Origin of the sequence: Streptomyces sp. NPDC090088, from assembly GCF_044747345.1 — a bacterium.
GTDB lineage: Bacteria > Actinomycetota > Actinomycetes > Streptomycetales > Streptomycetaceae > Streptomyces.
The window spans coordinates 34,083-51,252 of sequence record NZ_JBIVDZ010000014.1; the positions used below are offsets into that span (position 1 = coordinate 34,083).

Consider the following 17,170-nt stretch of genomic DNA (forward strand, 5'->3'; position numbering starts at 1 on the left):
CGGGGCCAGTCCACCCCAGTGCGAAACCGCTGCCAGTGTCGCAGTTCTCCGTTGATGCAAATTCCGGCGCAATCATCGCAATTTACTGATTGTTCGACCCGCGGGGCTGTTCCCCTGTACGACGGGAACAGCCCGTCCGCCCGGCGCTGTTGCACCGGCCGGGGGAGCCCGTCCCGGACTCGGCCCCCGGCCTTTCGACCCAGGCCGTTGTACACAGGAGGACTGTTTGATGAATGACCGGCCCTTGACGCTCATGGCGGTACACGCCCACCCCGACGACGAGGCCACCGGGACGGGCGGTGTCCTCGCGCGGTATGCGGCGGAGGGCATCCGCACGGTCCTCGTGACGTGTACCGACGGCAGTTGCGGTGACGGACCCGGGGGCGTGAAGCCTGGCGAACCCGGGCACGATCCGGCGGCCGTCGCCTCGATGCGGCGTCAGGAACTGGAGACCAGCTGCGAAGTCCTCAAGATCAGCCATCTGGAGACGCTGGACTACGCGGACTCCGGAATGATGGGCTGGCCGGCCAACGACGCCCCCGGCTCCTTCTGGCGGACACCCGTGGCGGAGGGCGCCGCCCGGCTCGCGGAACTCCTGCGGCGCTACCGCCCCGATGTGGTCGTCACCTATGACGAGAACGGCTTCTACGGCCACCCCGACCACATCCAGGCCAACCGCATCACGATGGCGGCGCTGGAGATGACCGAGCCGACACCCAAGGTCTACTGGACGACGGCACCCCGCTCGATGATGCAGCGGTTCGGGGAGACCATGCGCGAGTTCGGTGCGGACGTACCGGAGCCGGACCCCGAGGAGGCCGCCGCGCTGGCCGAGATCGGACTTCCCGACGAGGAGATCACGACCTGGGTGGACACCACCGCGTTCGGCGGCCAGAAGTTCGACGCGCTGGCCGCGCACGCCAGCCAGGGCGAGAACATCTTCTTCCTGAAGATGGGCCGGGAGAGGTTCACCGAGCTGATGGGTGTCGAGACCTTCGTCCGGGTCCGGGACACCACCGGCGCGGCCGTGCCCGAGAACGACCTCTTCGCCGGACTCCGCTGATCCGCCCGCCGGACCCCGCACGGGGCTAGTGTCTGCCGGGTGACCGCAGACGATGCGAACCGGCGGTGGACACGGTCCATGCCCGAGGCCTACGACCGTCACCTGGTGCCGGTCTTCTTCCGTCCCTTCGCCGCCGATCTGGCGGCCAGGGCGGCAGCGCTGCGGCCCCGGACGGTCCTCGAACTCGCCGCCGGGACCGGGGCGCTGACCTCGGCCCTGCTCGATGCGGTGCCCACGGCCTCGGTGACGGCGACCGATCTCAACGAAGCGATGGTCATCGCCGGATCGGCACGGGAGCCACGCGCGCACTGGCGGCAGGCGGACGCCCAGGAGCTGCCGTTCGAGGACGGCGGCTTCGAGCTCGTCCTGTGCCAGTTCGGGGTGATGTTCTTCCCCGACAGGGCCGCCGCCTACGCCGAGGTGCGCAGGGTCCTGGCCCCGCGGGGGCGGTTCCTGTTCAACAGCTGGGGCCCGCTGGCCACGCACGGTTTCGGGGCCGCCTTCCAGGCCGCCCTGGAGCAGTCCATGCCCGGCGGAGCGCCCACGTTCCTGCCGGACGTGCCCCACGGCTACGCCGATCCGGCCGTGGTCGCCGCGGACCTGGCCGCCGCCGGACTGGCCCTGGCGACCGCCGAGGAGGTCACCCTGGAAGGCGTCGCGGAGTCGGCAGCCTCCGTCGCCACCGGATTCCTCACCGGCACACCGGTCAGCGCCGCCGTCCAGGCCCGCGAGGACGCCCAGGCCCTCCAGCTCGCCGTCACCCGGAAAATGACGGACCGCCTCGGCACCGGCCCCGTCACCGCGTCGATGACCGCCACCGTCTACACGGCCCACCACCAGGGATGACCCCGGGCACAAAACACCTCATGCGGGCCGAGGCTCAGCTCGACCCGCATGAGTAGTGTGATGATCTGTGTCCGAGGGGGGACTTGAACCCCCACGCCCGATAAAGGGCACTAGCACCTCAAGCTAGCGCGTCTGCCATTCCGCCACCCGGACTAGGTGTCTGCCGCCTGACCGGGGGTGTTCCCCGCGGCGACATGGACAACAATACCAAGCTTTCGGAGTGCCCTTCACCTGCGTTTCCGTCGGTGTATCCGCAGGTCGGCGAGGTGTCACCACCCGTGATCCGGCCGTTACCGGACGGGGAGCAGCGCGCGCAGGGCGCGGACGAGGGTCGCGGCCGTCTCCTCGTCCAGCGGGGCGAGGAAGCGGCGCTCGGCGGCCAGCCGGGCCTCCTCGGCCCGCGCCATCCGCTCGTGTCCGGTGTCCGTCAGTTCGACGATGTTGCGCCGCCGGTCCTGCGGGCTGCGCCGGCGGACGACCAGTCCGCGCCGTTCCAGGCCGTCGAGCAGGGCGACCATCGTCGTGCGGTCCACTCCGAGCCGCCCGGCCACCTCGATCTGGGACAGCGGCTCGGCTCCGGCCAGCACCACGAGCACCGCCAGTTCGTGCCCGTCCACGCCGTACGGCGCGAGGGTCTCGGCCGAGGTCCGGGCCAGCTCCGCCTGGACGTGCTTGAGGAGGTAGCCGAGCCGGGATTCGAGGGGGTCGCTGACCATGTCGTAGACGATATCGAAAACTGATCGTCAGTAGACCTGATGATTTACTACGCTGACGGTCATGACGACGACTGCGACGACTGCGACGACGGTGCCGACCGTGCGTTTCGGCATCAAGACCACACCCATGCACGTTCCCTACGAGGACATCCGCCGCGTCTGGCAGGAGGCCGACGCGATACCGGAGATCGCGGACGCCTGGCTCTGGGACCACCTGCTGCCGGTGGCCGGGCCGAAGGACGGTGCCGTCCACGAGGGCTGGACGCTACTGGCCGCCCTGGCCGCGCAGACGGAGCGGCTGCGGCTCGGTCTGCTGGTGACCAGCAACCGGATCCGGCCGCCCGCGCTGCTCGGCAAGATGGCCTCGACCGTGGACGTGGTCTCGGGCGGCCGGCTGGTGCTGGGCCTGGGCGTCGGCGGGACGCACCAGCCGCCGGGGGCCGGCGGGATCCCGGGCCCGAATCCGGCGGTCGCGGAGTACGAGGCGTACGGCCTCACGCTGGTGCCGCCCGCCGAGGGCATCGCCCGGCTCGACGAGACCGTACGCATCCTGAAGCTGATGTGGACCCGGGACGTCTTCGACTTCGACGGCGCGTTCTACCGGCTCAGGGGGACCCGGAACGAGCCCGGGCCGGTGCAGCGCCCGGGGCCCCCGCTGCTGATCGGCGGCTGGGGCACCCGGCTGCTGCGGCTGGCGGCCGAGCACGCGGATGTCTGGAACGTGCCCGGGCCGCCGCACAACAGCGTGGAGTTCGTCGCCGGGCGGACCAGGGTGCTGGACGCGCACTGCGCCGAACTGGGCCGGGATCCGGCGGAGATCGTCCGCTCGGTCCAGGTCCTGGTGTCGTACGACGACCCGGCGGCGACCCGGGCCACGGTCCTCGCCCTGGTCCGCACGGGCATGAACCACATCGTGCTGAGCCTGCCGCGCCCCTATCCGCAGGGCGTGGTGCGCGCTCTCGCCGAGGAGGTCGTCGCCCCGGTACTCACCGCCGTCATGGCATGAGCTGGTACTCCGGGAAGTTCCCCGGCAGCCGCTCCCCCGCCGGCCCGTTGGTCACCGCCCGCACCAGCAGTTCCCCGCCGACGAAGGCGCCCCGCCAGGACGCGCCGAAGCCGCCGAAGAGCTCGTCGCGGTCGCCGCGGGAGCGTGGCTTGCCGTGGCCGACCTTGAAGGCGCGGATCTGCGGGGCCAGGCGCGCGAAGGTGGCCTCGTCGTCGGTGGAGAGGGTGGCGACCAGCGCGCCGTTGGAGGCGTTCATGGCGGCCAGCAGTTCGGCCTCGGTGTCGACCAGGACGATCGTGTCGACCGGGCCGAAGGGTTCCGCGTGGTGGAGCGGGGAGGAGGGGGGCGGGTTGAGGAGGGTGACCGGGTGAACGTACGACGACGTGTCCTGGCCGGGCAGGAAGAGCGCGTCGGCCGGGCTGCCGCGGTGCAGCGGGACGGCACCGCGGTCCACGGCCTCGGCCACCTGGTCGGTCAGGTCCTTGGCCTTCGCCGCGTTGATGACCGGCCCGAAGTCCAGTTCGGGCAGCGGGTCGGCGGGGTCGGCGACCGCGAGCGGGTGGCCGACCCGCAGTGCGCGCACCGCCGGGAGGTAGGCCGTGAGGAACTCGTCGAACAGCTCGCGCTGGACGACGAAGCGCGGGTAGGCGGTGCAGCGCTGTTTGCCGTAGTCGAAGAGCTTGGGGACGACGGCGGTGAACGCCTCCCAGTCGGTGAGGTTCCAGATGCCCCAGGTGTTGAGTCCCTCCTGTTCGAGGACGTGCCGCTTACCGAGGTCGGCGACGGCGGTGGCCACCGCGGCCCCCGTGTCCCGGCCGCCGACGAAGGAGACGCAGCCGATCTCGGGCGCCCGCACCAGCGCCTCCGACAGCTCGCCCCCGCTGCCGCTGAGCAGCGTCACCGGCAGGCCCTCACGGGCGGCCAGCGCGCAGGCCAGGGTGAGGCAGGCGACCCCGCCGTCGGTCGGGGTCTTCGCCACCACCGCGTTGCCGGCCAGAGCCTGGACCAGTACCGCGTGAACGAGCACGCTCATCGGGTAGTTCCAGCTGGCGATGTTGGACACCGGCCCGTCCAGCGGGACCCGCCCGGCGAGCATCGGCCCGATGCCGTCGACATACCAGCGCACCCCGTCGATCGCGCGGTCCACGTCCGCCTGGGCGAGCCGCCAGGGCTTGCCGATCTCCCAGACGAGGAGGAGAGCGAGGAGTTCGCGGTGTTCGGTCAGGGCGTCGAGGGTGGCGGCCACTCGGGCCCGGCGCTCTTCCAGCGAGACGTACCGCCAGGCGCGGTGCTGGTCGAGGCAGGCGCGGACGGCCCGGCGCGCGGTGTCCCGGTCCAGACGTGGGGCGCCGGCGATCGGGCTGCCGTCGACGGGGCTGGTCGCGGGGAGCGGGCGGCCGTCGGGCCGCCAGGTGCCTGCCCACAGGTTGAGGACGCGGTCGTCCCGGAACGCCTCGGGGGCGAGGTCGAGACAGCGTGCCCAGGCGTCGTCCCAGCCGGTGCCGGGCTTGCGGACGAGGTCCATGGTCAGCCCCCCGTTTCCAGGAGTTCGAGCACCAGCCGGGCCGTCTCGGTCGGTGTGCTCCCCACCCGCACCCCGACCGCCTCCAGCGCCTCCTGCTTGGCGCGCGCGGTGCCGGCCGAGCCGGAGACGATGGCGCCCGCGTGGCCCATGGTGCGGCCCTCGGGCGCGGTGAACCCGGCGATGTAGCCGACGACCGGCTTGGTGACGTGCTCCCTGATGTACGCGGCGGCCCGTTCCTCCGCGTCGCCGCCGATCTCCCCGATGAGGACGACGAGTTCGGTGTCGGGGTCCTCCTGGAACGCGGCCAGGCAGTCGATGTGGCTCGTCCCGACGACCGGGTCGCCGCCGATGCCCACGCAGGTGGAGAAGCCGATGTCCCGCAGCTCGTACATGAGTTGGTAGGTCAGCGTGCCGGACTTGGAGACGAGTCCGATGCGGCCGGGCTTGGTGATGTCGGCCGGGATGATGCCCGCGTTCGACTGGCCGGGGGTGATCAGTCCGGGGCAGTTGGGGCCGATGATCCGGGTGCCGTTGCGCCGGGCGTACGAGGTGAAGGCCACCGAGTCGTGGACCGGGATGCCCTCGGTGATCACCACGGCGAGGCCGATCCCGGCGTCGGCGGCCTCCAGCACGGCCGCCTTGGCGAAGGCGGGCGGCACGAAGACGACGGTGACGTCGGCGCCGGTCGCGGCGATGCCCTCGGCGACCGTGCCGAAGACCGGGACGGCACTGGGGGCACCTCCCAGGCCCTTAAGGCACTGGGGGACGTCGAAGTCGACGCTCTGCCCGGCCTTGCGCGGGTTGACCCCGCCGACGACGTCGGTCCCGGCGGCCAGCATGCGCCGGGTGTGCTTCATGCCCTCGCCGCCGGTCATGCCCTGGACGAGGACCTTGCTCTCCTTGGTGAGATAGATCGCCATGTCCCGGCTCCTCAGGCGGTGTGGGCGAGTTCGGCGGCGCGGCGGGCGGCACCGTCCATGGTGGTGGCCTGTTCGACCAGGGGATGCGCGCGGTCGTCGAGGATCGCCCGGCCACGGGCCGCGTTGTTGCCGTCGAGGCGGACCACCAGCGGCTTGGTCAACCGGACGGCCTCCAGGGCCTGGACGATGCCGTCGGCGACCGCGTCGCAGGCCGTGATCCCGCCGAAGACGTTGACGAACACCGACTTCACGGACGGGTCGGAGAGGATCACCGACAGCCCGTCGGCCATGATCCGGGCGGAGGCTCCGCCGCCGATGTCCAGGAAGTTGGCGGGCCGTGCGCCGCAGCCTGCGACCACGTCCAGGGTGGACATGACCAGGCCCGCGCCGTTGCCGATGATGCCGACCTCGCCGTCGAGCTTGACGTAGTTGAGTCCCTTCGCGGCGGCCGCCGCCTCCAGCGGGTCGTGGTGCTCGCCCTCCTCTGCACCCCAACGGGACTGCCGGAAGCGGGCGTTGTCGTCGAGGGTGACCTTGCCGTCGAGGGCCAGGATCCGGCCCTCCTCGGTGCGCACGAGCGGGTTCACCTCGACGAGCACGGCGTCCTCGCGGACCAGCACCTGCCAGAGCCGTACGAGGACGTCGGCGGTCTGCGGCGGCAGTCCGGCGGCGTCGGCGATCTCCTGGGCCTTGGCGGACGTCACGCCGATCGCGGGGTCGACGTGGACCCGGGGCACCGCCTCCGGCCGGGTCGCGGCCACTTCCTCGATCTCCATGCCGCCCTCGGCGGAGGCGATGGCGAGGAAGTGGCCGGCCGCCCGGTCGAGGACGTAGGAGACGTAGAACTCGCTCTCGATGGCGACGGGTTGGGCCAGCATCACCTTGCCGACCGTGTGTCCCTTGATGTCCATGCCGAGAATCTGACGTGCCGTGAGTTCCGCCGCGGCCGGGTCGGCGGCCAGCTTCACGCCGCCCGCCTTGCCCCGGCCGCCGGTCTTGACCTGCGCCTTCACGACGACCTTGCCGCCGAGTCGGCGGGCGATCTCGCGGGCCTCCTTGGGCGAGTCGGTGACCTCGGCCCTCGGCACCACGATGCCGTGTTCCTCGAAGAGTTCCCTTGCCTGGTGCTCGTACAGGTCCATTTCGGCTCCTGTCTTGAAAGTGCCGCACGCCCCCTGGACACCACCCACCGGATGCGGGATAACAAGGTTCATACAGTATTCGTCGACTGTATGCAATGTACCGCGAGAGCGTTCCAACCCCCTACGAAGGGACAGGACTTCGCCATGCCCGACGACACCCAGGACGTGATTTCCGGTGGTCATCTCGTTGCCAAGGCGCTGAAGGCCGAGGGGGTCGACCGCATCTACACCCTGTGCGGCGGCCACATCATCGACATCTACGACGGCTGCGTCGACGAGGGCATAGAAGTCGTCGACGTCCGCCACGAGCAGGTGGCCGCCCATGCCGCCGACGGCTACGCGCGCATCACCGGCAGGCCGGGCTGTGCGGTCGTCACCGCCGGGCCCGGTACGACCGACGCGGTCACCGGAGTCGCCAACGCCTTCCGCGCGGAGTCCCCGATGCTGCTGATCGGCGGCCAGGGGGCGCTCAGCCAGCACAAGATGGGGTCCCTGCAGGACCTGCCGCACGTCGACATGATGACGCCGATCACCAAGTTCGCCGCCGCCGTCCCGGACACCGCACGCGCCGCCGACATGGTGTCGATGGCGTTCCGCGAGTGCTACCACGGCGCGCCCGGACCCTCCTTCCTGGAGATACCCCGCGACGTCCTCGACGCCAAGGTCCCCACCGCGAAGGCCCGCATCCCCAAGGCGGGCGCCTACCGGGCCGCCACCCGCTCGGCCGGCGACCCCGAGGCCATCGAGAAGCTCGCCGACCTGCTCGTGCACGCCGAGAAACCGGCCATCCTGCTCGGCAGCCAGGTCTGGACGACCCGCGGCACCGCGGACGCCATCGAGCTGGTGCGGACCCTCAACATCCCCGCGTACATGAACGGCGCCGGCCGCGGCACCCTGCCGCCCGGCGACCCGCACCACTTCCAGCTCTCCCGCCGGTACGCCTTCTCCAACGCCGACGTCATCGTGATCGTCGGCACCCCCTTCGACTTCCGCATGGGCTACGGCAAGCGGCTCTCCCCGGAAGCGACGGTCGTGCAGATCGACCTCGACTACCGCACGGTCGGCAAGAACCGGGACATCGACCTCGGGATCGTGGGCGACGCGGGGCTCGTCCTCAAGTCCGTGACCGAGGCCGCCTCGGGGCGCGTCAACGGTGGCGCGTCCCGGCGCAAGGAGTGGCTGGACGAGCTGCGCGCCGCCGAACAGACCGCGCTGGAGAAGCGGTTGCCGAGCCTGCGGTCGGACGCCTCCCCCATCCACCCCTACCGCCTGGTCAGCGAGATCAACGACTTCCTCACCGAGGACTCGATCTACATCGGCGACGGCGGCGACATCGTCACCTTCTCCGGGCAGGTCGTACAGCCCAAGTCGCCCGGCCACTGGATGGACCCGGGCCCGCTCGGCACCCTCGGCGTCGGTGTCCCCTTCGTGCTCGCCGCCAAGCAGGCCCGCCCCGACAAGGAGGTGGTCGCCCTCTTCGGGGACGGCGCCTTCTCGCTCACCGGCTGGGACTTCGAGACCCTGGTCCGCTACGACCTCCCCTTCGTCGGGATCGTCGGCAACAACTCCTCGATGAACCAGATCCGTTACGGCCAGGCCGCCAAGTACGGCAAGGAGCGCGAGCGGGTCGGCAACACCCTCGGGGACGTCCACTACGACAAGTTCGCCCAGATGCTGGGCGGTTACGGCGAGGAGGTCCGCGACCCCGCCGACATCGGCCCCGCGCTGCGCCGGGCCCGGGAGTCGGGCAAGCCGTCGCTGATCAACGTCTGGGTCGACCCGGACGCGTACGCCCCCGGAACCATGAACCAGACCATGTACAAGTGAGGTGGAACGCCCATGACCACCAAGGCACTTGAGGGCATTCGCGTCCTCGACATGACCCATGTCCAGTCCGGCCCCTCCGCCACCCAGCTGCTCGCCTGGCTCGGCGCGGACGTGGTCAAGCTGGAGGCGCCGTCCGGTGACATCACGCGCAAGCAGCTGCGCGACCTCCCGGACGTCGACTCCCTCTACTTCACGATGCTCAACTGCAACAAGCGGAGCATCACCCTCAACACCAAGACCGAGCGCGGCAAGGAGCTCCTGACCGAGCTGATCCGGCGCTCGGACGTGATGGTGGAGAACTTCGGCCCCGGCGCGGTCGACCGGATGGGGTTCACCTGGGACCGCATCAAGGAGATCAACCCCCGGATCGTGTACGCCTCCATCAAGGGGTTCGGAGACGGGCCGTACACCAACTTCAAGGCGTACGAGGTCGTCGCCCAGGCGATGGGCGGGTCGATGTCGACCACCGGCTTCGAGGACGGCCCGCCGCTGGCCACGGGCGCGCAGATCGGCGACTCGGGCACCGGAGTGCATACAGTAGCCGGGATATTGGCGGCACTGTTCCAGCGCGAGCACACCGGCCGCGGCCAGCGCGTCAACGTCGCCATGCAGCACGCCGTGCTCAACCTCTGCCGGGTGAAGCTGCGCGACCAGCAGCGACTCGCCCACGGCCGGCTCGCCGAGTACCCGAACGAGGACTTCGGCGACGCGGTGCCCCGCTCCGGCAACGCCTCCGGTGGCGGACAGCCCGGCTGGGCGGTCCAGTGCGCGCCGGGCGGCCCGAACGACTACGTGTACGTGATCGTGCAGCCCGTCGGCTGGCAGCCGATCACCCAGCTGATCGGCCGGCCGGAACTCGCGGACGACCCCGAGTGGGCGACCCCGGAGTCCCGCCTGCCCAAGCTGGGCAAGATGTTCCAGCTGATCGAGGAGTGGTCCTCGACGCTCCCCAAGTGGGAGGTCCTGGAGCAGCTCAACGCCCACAACATCCCGTGCGGGCCGATCCTCTCCACCAAGGAGATCATCGAGGACGAGTCGCTGGTCGCCAACGAGATGGTGGTGACCGTCCCGCACCCCGAGCGCGGCGAGTTCGTCACCGTAGGCAGCCCGCTCAAGCTCTCCGACTCCCCGGTCGACGTCACCAGTTCGCCACTGCTCGGCGAGCACAACGCAGCGGTCTACATCGGCGAACTCGGTCTCGGCGACGAGGAGTTGCGCCTGCTCAAGTCGAACGGAGTGATCTGACGTGATGGCAGAGGACCGGGAGCTGCGGGTCCGCGCGCTCCTCGACTCCGTGCGGGCCGAGGGTCGTACCGCACTCACCGCGCCCGAGGGCAAGGTGATCGCCGACGCGTACGGGATCGCCGTACCGGGCGAGGAGCTGGCGACCGACGTCGACGAGGCGGTGGCGTACGCGGCGCGCTTCGGCGGACCGGTCGTCATGAAGATCGTCTCGCCGGACATCCTGCACAAGACCGATGCGGGCGGGGTGATCGTGGGCGTCGAGGGCGCGGCGGACGTACGGGCCGCCTTCCACCGGATCATCGAGAACGCGCGCGGCTACGACGCCGATGCCCGCATCGAGGGCGTCCAGGTGCAGGAGTTGCTGCCGAAGGGCACGGAGGTGATCGTCGGCGCGGTCACCGACCCGACCTTCGGGAAGGTCGTCGCGTTCGGGCTCGGCGGGGTGCTGGTCGAGGTGCTGAAGGACGTGACCTTCCGGCTCGCGCCCGTCTCCGCCGACGAGGCGCTGTCGATGCTGGACTCCATCAAGGCGGCCGAGGTGCTGCGCGGGGTGCGCGGGCAGGCCGGGGTGGACCGCTGGGCGGTCGCCGAGCAGATCCGCCGGGTCTCCCAACTGGTCGCGGACTTCCCGGAGATCGCCGAGGTGGACCTCAACCCGGTGATCGCCACGCCGGAGGGCGCGGTCGCCGCCGACATCCGCATCATCCTCGCGGAGAAGCAGCCGCCGGAGCGCAGGAAGTACACGCGCGAGGAGATCCTGGAGTCCATGCGCCGGCTGATGCAGCCCCGCTCGGTCGCCGTGATCGGTGCCTCCAACGAGCAGGGCAAGATCGGCAATTCGGTGATGCGCAACCTCGTGGACGGCGGCTTCGCCGGGGAGATCCATCCGGTGAACCCCAAGGCCGATGACATTCTGGGCCGCAAGGCGTACAAGAGTGTCACGGACGTTCCCGGTGAGGTGGATGTGGCCGTCTTCGCCATTCCCGCCAAGTTCGTCGCGGCGGCACTGGAGGAGGTGGGCCGGAAGAGGATCCCCAACGCCGTCCTGATCCCGTCCGGTTTCGCGGAGACCGGCGAGGAGGAGCTCCAGGCCGAGATCGTCGCCATCGGCGAGCGGTACGGCATCCGCCTCCTCGGCCCGAACATCTACGGCTACTACTCCACCTGGCAGGACCTGTGCGCCACGTTCTGCACGCCGTACGACGTGAAGGGCGGGGTGGCACTGACCTCCCAGTCGGGCGGCATCGGCATGGCCATCCTCGGCTTCGCCCGCACCACGAAGACCGGTGTGTCGGCGATCGTCGGGCTCGGCAACAAGTCGGACCTGGACGAGGACGACCTGCTGACCTGGTTCGGCGAGGACCCGCACACCGAGTGCATCGCGATGCACCTGGAGGACCTGAAGGACGGCCGCGCCTTCGTCGAGGCCGCGCGGGCGACCGTACCGAAGAAGCCGGTCGTGGTCCTCAAGGCGGGCCGTACGGCGGCCGGTGCCAAGGCGGCAGGGTCGCACACGGGCGCGCTCGCGGGCGACGACGCGGTGTACGACGACATCCTGCGGCAGGCGGGCGTGATCCGCGCGCCGGGCCTGAACGACATGCTGGAGTACGCGCGCGGCCTGCCGGTGCTGCCGCCCCCGCAGGGCGACAACGTCGTGATCATCACCGGCGCGGGCGGCAGTGGCGTGCTCCTCTCGGACGCCATCACGGACAACGGGCTGACCCTGATGGAGATACCACCGGACCTGGACGAGGCGTTCCGGCGCTTCATCCCACCGTTCGGCGCCGCCGGCAACCCGGTGGACATCACGGGCGGCGAGCCGCCGTCGACGTACGAGGCGACGATCCGGCTCGGTCTTGAGGACCCGCGGATCCACGCGCTCGTCCTCGGCTACTGGCACACCATCGTCACCCCGCCGATGGTCTTCGCCGAACTGACGGCCCGCGTGGTCGCGGAGTTCCGCGAGCGGGGCATCGAGAAGCCGGTCGTCGCCTCGCTCGCGGGGGACGTCGAGGTCGAGGAGGCCTGCCAGTACCTGTACGAGCGGGGGGTCGTGGCGTACCCGTACACGACCGAACGGCCGGTGGCCGTGCTCGGCGCCAAGTACCGCTGGGCGCGGGCGGCCGGACTGCTGGGGGGCGCGTCATGACGTAGCCGAGGAAGGGGCCGGCCGGCGAGCGCGTCGTCGGCCGGCCCCGGGACCCGTGCGCGCACGAAAGGCATTGGACAGGGGGCGCTGGCCAGAACTTTCGACGCAAGGGGTGCTGAGCAGACATGTCATCCATCGATCTATCGACGTCCGTCCCTTTCAGGGAGGTGACGGACCGCAACGGCCGCACGTACCGGATCGGCGAACGCGATGTCGATCTCATGGGCCGCACACGCAAGTGGATGGTCATCCTGCCCTGGGTGGGCATGATGGGCATCAGCTCCGCCGAGTACGCGTTCACGTCGGCGGAGGACACGCTCCACGAGGCGCATCTGTGGAGCAGCGGGCACATCTTCTGGCTGATGGGCGTCTGGGTGTTCTTCCAGGCGGCCGTGGCCTTCCCGGCCGGGCAACTGCGGGAGAGCGGACGGCTCCCCGCGCGTACGGCCATGCTGATCGGCGCGGTCGGCACGCTGCTGGGCTATGTGTCGCTGGCGTTCGCACCGAACGTGGTCGTCGCCTACTTCGGCTTCGGCATGTGCAGCGGTATCGGCGCCGGTCTCGTCTACGCGACCTGCGTGAACATGGTCGGCAAGTGGTACCCGGAGCGCAAGGGCGGCAAGACGGGCTTCGTCAACGGCGGTTTCGCCTACGGGTCCGTGCCCTTCGTCTTCCTCTTCACCTCGGTCCTCGACCTGAGCAACTACAAGGTGCTCCTCTCCTCGGTCGGCATCGGGCTGTGCCTGGTGGTGGCGTCGGCCGGCTGGTTCTTCAAGGACCCGCCGAAGAACTGGTGGCCGCCGCACGTCGATCCGCTGACGGCAACTCAGGATCCCAAGATACGGCGGGCGTTGGAGAAGAACCCGCCGGCGGTCAAGCAGTACACCCCGAAGGAGGCCGCCCGTACACCGGTCCTGTGGATGATGTGGTTCTGTCTGCTCTGCACGGCCGGGATCAACATCTTCGGCATCGCCTTCCAGGTGCCGTTCGGCAAGGACATGGGCTTCGCGGGCGGGATCGTCGCCACCGCGATGTCGTTGAAGGCGATCGTCAACGGCACCGGCCGCGGCGTCATCGGCTGGATCTCCGACCGCTACGGCCGCCGCAACACCCTGATCATCGTCTGCATCGTGCTCGGCACGGCACAGTTCGGCGTGCTGGTCTCCGGCCAGATGGGCAGCATGCCGTTCTTCCTGTTCTGCTCCATGGTCTCCGGGTTCGGCGGCGGGGCGATCTTCCCGCTCTTCGCGGCCATGACGGCGGACTACTTCGGTGAGAACAACAACGCCACCAACTACGGGATGGTCTACAGCTCCAAGCTGATCTCCGGCCTGGTGGGCTCCGGTCTGGGCGCGGTCGTCGTCGGCGAGTGGGACTACGACGGCGCGTTCGTGCTCGCGGGCTCCGTCGGCCTGGCCTCCGCAGTGCTGGCCCTCTTCCTCAAGGCACCGGGCAGGCCCAGCGCCCGGCGCATCGTCCCCAACCCGCAGCCGCTCGGCGAGGAGATGGCGTGACATGACGGCAGACCCTGTAGCCACGAACAGCACCGGTGCCGGACGGCGCCCGTACCGCGAGGTCACGGACGCCCGCGGCCGCGTCTACCGGATCGGCGAGACCGACCGGGACATCCTCGGCCACTCCCGCAACATCATGGTGTACCTGCCCTGGATCGCCATGATGGCCATCAGCGTCTTCGAGTACGCGTACGGCTCCGCGGAGGACACCCTGTCCCACGCGCACGGCTGGACGCAGTCCAACACCTTCTGGATCCTGAGCGTCTGGGTGTTCTTCCAGGCCGGCATCGCCTTCCCGGCGGGCTGGCTGCGTGAGAAGGGCATCCTGACCGCCCGTCGCGCCATGTACACCGGCTCCGTGATGTGCCTGATCGGCTTCCTGGCCCTCTCCCACATCAGCGAGATCTGGCTGGCGATCATAGGTTTCGGTGTGATCGGCGGCCTCGGCTCCGGCCTCGTCTACGCGACCTGCATCAACATGGTCGGCAAGTGGTTCCCCGAACGCCGGGGCGCCCGCACGGGTTTCGTGAACGGCGGTTTCGCCTACGGCTCGCTCCCCTTCATCTTCATCTTCAACTACGCCTTCGACACGGCCAACTACCACCGGGTCCTGGACCTGATCGGCGCCTACGTGATGGTCGTCGTCCTGGTCACCGCGTTCTTCTTCAAGGACCCGCCGAAGAACTGGTGGCCGGCCGACATCGACCCGCTCACTCACACGGGCGGCACCAGGACCGCGACGGCCCTCGCCAAGAACCCCCCGGCCGTACGGCAGTTCACCCCGAAGGAGGCGATCCGCACCGGCATGCTCCCGCTGATGTGGATCGCGATCGTCATGACGGCCGGCGTCTCGATCTTCGGCATCTCCTTCCAGGTGGACTTCGCGAAGGACGTCGGCTTCGGCCCCCTGGTCGCGGCCTCCTCCATGGGCGTCATGGCGGTCATCAACGGCATCGGCCGCGGCGTGGTCGGCTGGCTCTCCGACCGCCTCGGCCGCAAACCGACCCTCGTCTTCGTCATCGTCGTCCTCGGCCTCGCCCAGTTCGGCGTGATCTGGGCCGGTGACATCAAGAGCGAGTGGCTGTTCCTGTTCTTCGCCTTCCTCTCCGGCTTCGGCGGCGGCGCCTTCTACCCGCTCTTCGCCGCCCTCACCCCGGACTACTTCGGCGAGAACTACAACGCCACCAACTACGGCCTCGTCTACAGCGGCAAACTCATCAGCGGCCTCTTCGGCGGCGGCCTCGGCTCCATGGTCGTCGGCGCCTGGGGCTACAACGGCGCCTACGCCCTCGCCGGCGGCATCTCGATGCTCGCAGCAGGCGTCGCCCTCCTCCTCCGCCAGCCGGGCCGCGAGACGGGCACCGGCGCGAAGGTGGTGACGACCCAACCGCAGGCGGCGACCTGACGAGTCCCTCCCCTGTCCCTATGGGGGGCGTCTCACTTCGCAGCGGGCTGGTTGAGTCCCGGATCGACGTCCGGGACTCAACCGTTTCCGGACTCGGTGCACTCCGCCGTTCGCGAGCCGAACGGGAGAATCAAGAAACGTACCCTGTGCCTGCTGGTGATGAGTTCGCTCGGCGTGTCGTGAACGTGCGGAAGGCCTGAGTGCCGCTTGGGGACTCCGGGGCTTCGTCGCTGGTTGCCGGACGTCGGTTACCTGTCGCCAAATTCTGCCGCCCATGCTGGAGATCTTTGCTGGTGGGGGGTGAGTCCGGCCGTGACGTTGGTGTGATCCGCGCTGTGCCGGGGGGATGAGGTATGTCGATGGCGGCGGGCTGACAGCCGAGGAACAGGCCCGGCGGTTCAGGGTGCCGCAGCTGTCGGCGAACCGCTGGCGCTGGGCTCTGGCCTCCAAGGATCCCGGCGGCGCCCATTGCAAGCTCAGCGCCCCGTCAACTGCGTGCGTTGGAGGCGGCGTTGGAAGTTGGGCCAGCTGCCTGCGGCTTCAGCGACCAGTGCTGGACGCTGGGGAGGATCGCCGAGATCGTGCGCCGCCGATGGCCGCACTGATCTGCGTCAAGGCAGGGTCAGCGGTCACGGCTGATCTACCGCATCCACCTGGACCGTGGTCCCGCCAGGGGCCGGCACAAGGGCTTCACCCTGACGGACTCTGCCCGCCTGCCGGACACCGCACATCAACAGCTCGGCGAGCCGATCGTGCTGGTGCGGGACTGCCTCAACACCCACGTCAGCTGCACCGTGCAGGCACTGATCGACGCCCAAACACGCTCACCGTCCACCAACTGCCGTCGTACGTTCCCGCGTGCAACCCGGTCGAGGGGGGTGCGGTCGCACCTGAAGAGGTCGCCGGCCAACCTCACCGAACACCATCTCGACCAGTTCACCGCGGTGGTGAAGACGCGGCTGAAACGGATGCGGTACCGGCCGGTCTCATTGAGGGTCTCGCGGCCAGGACCGGACGCGTCCTCCGACCGCCCCGTAGCCCCGACGATTGAAGATCTCCAGAGATCTTTGACGGCTGAGGTTGCGGTGGTTGAGCCGCTACCGCATCCCTGGCTCGCATGCACGTTCTTTTCCCGGAATTCGCGACATCACTGCCCGTATCTCTGGCATGGCTTCATGATGGATCCTGTCCGAGTCGACGGAAAGGGTGTTGCTGTGACGGGTCTGGAACTTGTCGCGGCCGCTGCGGTGGCGTACCTGGTCCGCAAGGCCGGTCGGGTCGGTCGGCGCGCGGACGAGGAGGTGAATCATGCTCTTGATGAGGGGATGGATCGCCTGCATGAACTGATTCAGGAGAAGCTGGGCGCGGATCCTGTGCTGGATCGGCTGACGGAACAGGCGGAGACGGGCGCGGTGACCGAGCGGACCGAGCGGAGGGCCGCCCTTGCCGTTGCGGACGCGGCCGAAGCGGATGGGGAATTCGCCACTCGGCTTCGGGAGCTAGTGATGGTTCTCCAGCAGCAAGAAGAGGTTGGCCGGGGCGATTCCGTTTCAGTCAGCAACCTGATCAGTGGCGGAACCCAGAGTGGGCCAGTGTTTCAGGGTGGGAGCTTCGGCACGATCAACATAGGTACAACCCTCCCTCCTGCGCCGGACGCTGAGGGCACTGAGGGAAAAGGGCAGGCCCCGGCGATCTGAGGACAGCCGTCGTCTCTGACTCGGTGAAACCCGTCGTCGCATGGCTGACAGTCGGGCTTACCGCAGTCGGTGTCTTCGCAGGGGTTACCTGGATCTGTGGCGGCGTGGTCCTCCC

General features: G+C 69.6%; 13 protein-coding genes and 1 tRNA gene. 9 read left to right on the plus strand and 5 right to left on the minus strand.

The features are described 5' to 3' along the window. Positions 1-229 precede the first annotated feature (229 nt). Both ACIPSJ_RS48110 and ACIPSJ_RS48115 read left to right on the plus strand, forming a co-directional pair. Complete coding sequence (locus ACIPSJ_RS48110) at positions 230-1,063, plus strand: PIG-L family deacetylase (protein ID WP_401356081.1); 834 nt, start codon at positions 230-232, stop codon at positions 1,061-1,063. Between the two features lie 78 nt (positions 1,064-1,141). Next, a complete protein-coding gene (locus ACIPSJ_RS48115) occupies positions 1,142-1,909 on the plus strand; it encodes a class I SAM-dependent methyltransferase (protein WP_401356441.1) in 768 nt (255 codons plus the stop codon). 68 nt (positions 1,910-1,977) lie between these two features. Here the strand turns inward: ACIPSJ_RS48115 and ACIPSJ_RS48120 are convergent. Both ACIPSJ_RS48120 and ACIPSJ_RS48125 read right to left on the minus strand, forming a co-directional pair. Continuing rightward, positions 1,978-2,062 (minus strand) — tRNA-Leu (locus ACIPSJ_RS48120). Between the two features lie 137 nt (positions 2,063-2,199). After that, positions 2,200-2,625 (minus strand): MarR family winged helix-turn-helix transcriptional regulator, encoded by a 426-nt coding sequence (locus ACIPSJ_RS48125; protein ID WP_401356084.1) that lies wholly within the window; start codon positions 2,623-2,625, stop codon positions 2,200-2,202. 61 nt (positions 2,626-2,686) lie between these two features. Between ACIPSJ_RS48125 and ACIPSJ_RS48130 the strand changes: the two genes are divergently transcribed. Beyond that, on the plus strand, positions 2,687-3,631 hold the full coding sequence (locus ACIPSJ_RS48130) for an LLM class flavin-dependent oxidoreductase (protein WP_401356086.1): 945 nt from the start codon (positions 2,687-2,689) through the stop codon (positions 3,629-3,631). Here ACIPSJ_RS48130 and ACIPSJ_RS48135 read toward each other — a convergent pair. Genes ACIPSJ_RS48135 through sucC form a run of 3 tightly spaced genes read right to left on the minus strand, consistent with a single transcriptional unit; the run spans position 3,621 to position 7,218 of the window. After that, the gene (locus ACIPSJ_RS48135) at positions 3,621-5,156 is read right to left on the minus strand and encodes an aldehyde dehydrogenase family protein (RefSeq protein WP_401356089.1); all 1,536 of its coding nucleotides are present in this window, start codon (positions 5,154-5,156) and stop codon (positions 3,621-3,623) included. The two genes, ACIPSJ_RS48130 and ACIPSJ_RS48135, sit on opposite strands and share 11 nt — an antisense overlap. Positions 5,157-5,158: 2 nt before the next feature. Next, positions 5,159-6,076 (minus strand): succinate--CoA ligase subunit alpha, encoded by a 918-nt coding sequence (gene sucD / locus ACIPSJ_RS48140; protein WP_401356092.1) that lies wholly within the window; start codon positions 6,074-6,076, stop codon positions 5,159-5,161. A gap of 11 nt (positions 6,077-6,087) precedes the next feature. Beyond that, positions 6,088-7,218 (minus strand): ADP-forming succinate--CoA ligase subunit beta, encoded by a 1,131-nt coding sequence (sucC, locus tag ACIPSJ_RS48145; RefSeq protein ID WP_401356094.1) that lies wholly within the window; start codon positions 7,216-7,218, stop codon positions 6,088-6,090. Positions 7,219-7,362: 144 nt separating this feature from the next. Here sucC and ACIPSJ_RS48150 point away from each other — a divergent pair, with 144 nt between their 5' ends. From ACIPSJ_RS48150 to ACIPSJ_RS48175, 6 genes are all read left to right on the plus strand, one after another. Beyond that, positions 7,363-9,045 (plus strand): thiamine pyrophosphate-binding protein, encoded by a 1,683-nt coding sequence (locus ACIPSJ_RS48150; protein WP_401356096.1) that lies wholly within the window; start codon positions 7,363-7,365, stop codon positions 9,043-9,045. 12 nt (positions 9,046-9,057) lie between these two features. Beyond that, positions 9,058-10,290 (plus strand): formyl-CoA transferase, encoded by a 1,233-nt coding sequence (gene frc / locus ACIPSJ_RS48155; RefSeq protein WP_401356098.1) that lies wholly within the window; start codon positions 9,058-9,060, stop codon positions 10,288-10,290. A gap of 4 nt (positions 10,291-10,294) precedes the next feature. After that, positions 10,295-12,439 carry an acetate--CoA ligase family protein gene (locus ACIPSJ_RS48160; protein ID WP_359214925.1) on the plus strand — a complete coding sequence of 715 codons (2,145 nt, stop codon included), beginning with the start codon at positions 10,295-10,297 and terminating at the stop codon, positions 12,437-12,439. A 125-nt stretch (positions 12,440-12,564) separates the two neighbouring features. Beyond that, complete coding sequence (locus ACIPSJ_RS48165) at positions 12,565-13,953, plus strand: OFA family MFS transporter (protein ID WP_359214922.1); 1,389 nt, start codon at positions 12,565-12,567, stop codon at positions 13,951-13,953. Position 13,954: 1 nt separating this feature from the next. Further along, positions 13,955-15,358, plus strand: a complete 1,404-nt coding sequence (locus tag ACIPSJ_RS48170) for an OFA family MFS transporter (protein ID WP_401356101.1) — start codon at positions 13,955-13,957, stop codon at positions 15,356-15,358. Between the two features lie 752 nt (positions 15,359-16,110). After that, positions 16,111-17,055 (plus strand): hypothetical protein, encoded by a 945-nt coding sequence (locus ACIPSJ_RS48175; RefSeq protein WP_401356104.1) that lies wholly within the window; start codon positions 16,111-16,113, stop codon positions 17,053-17,055. The last annotated feature ends 115 nt before the right edge of the window (positions 17,056-17,170 follow it).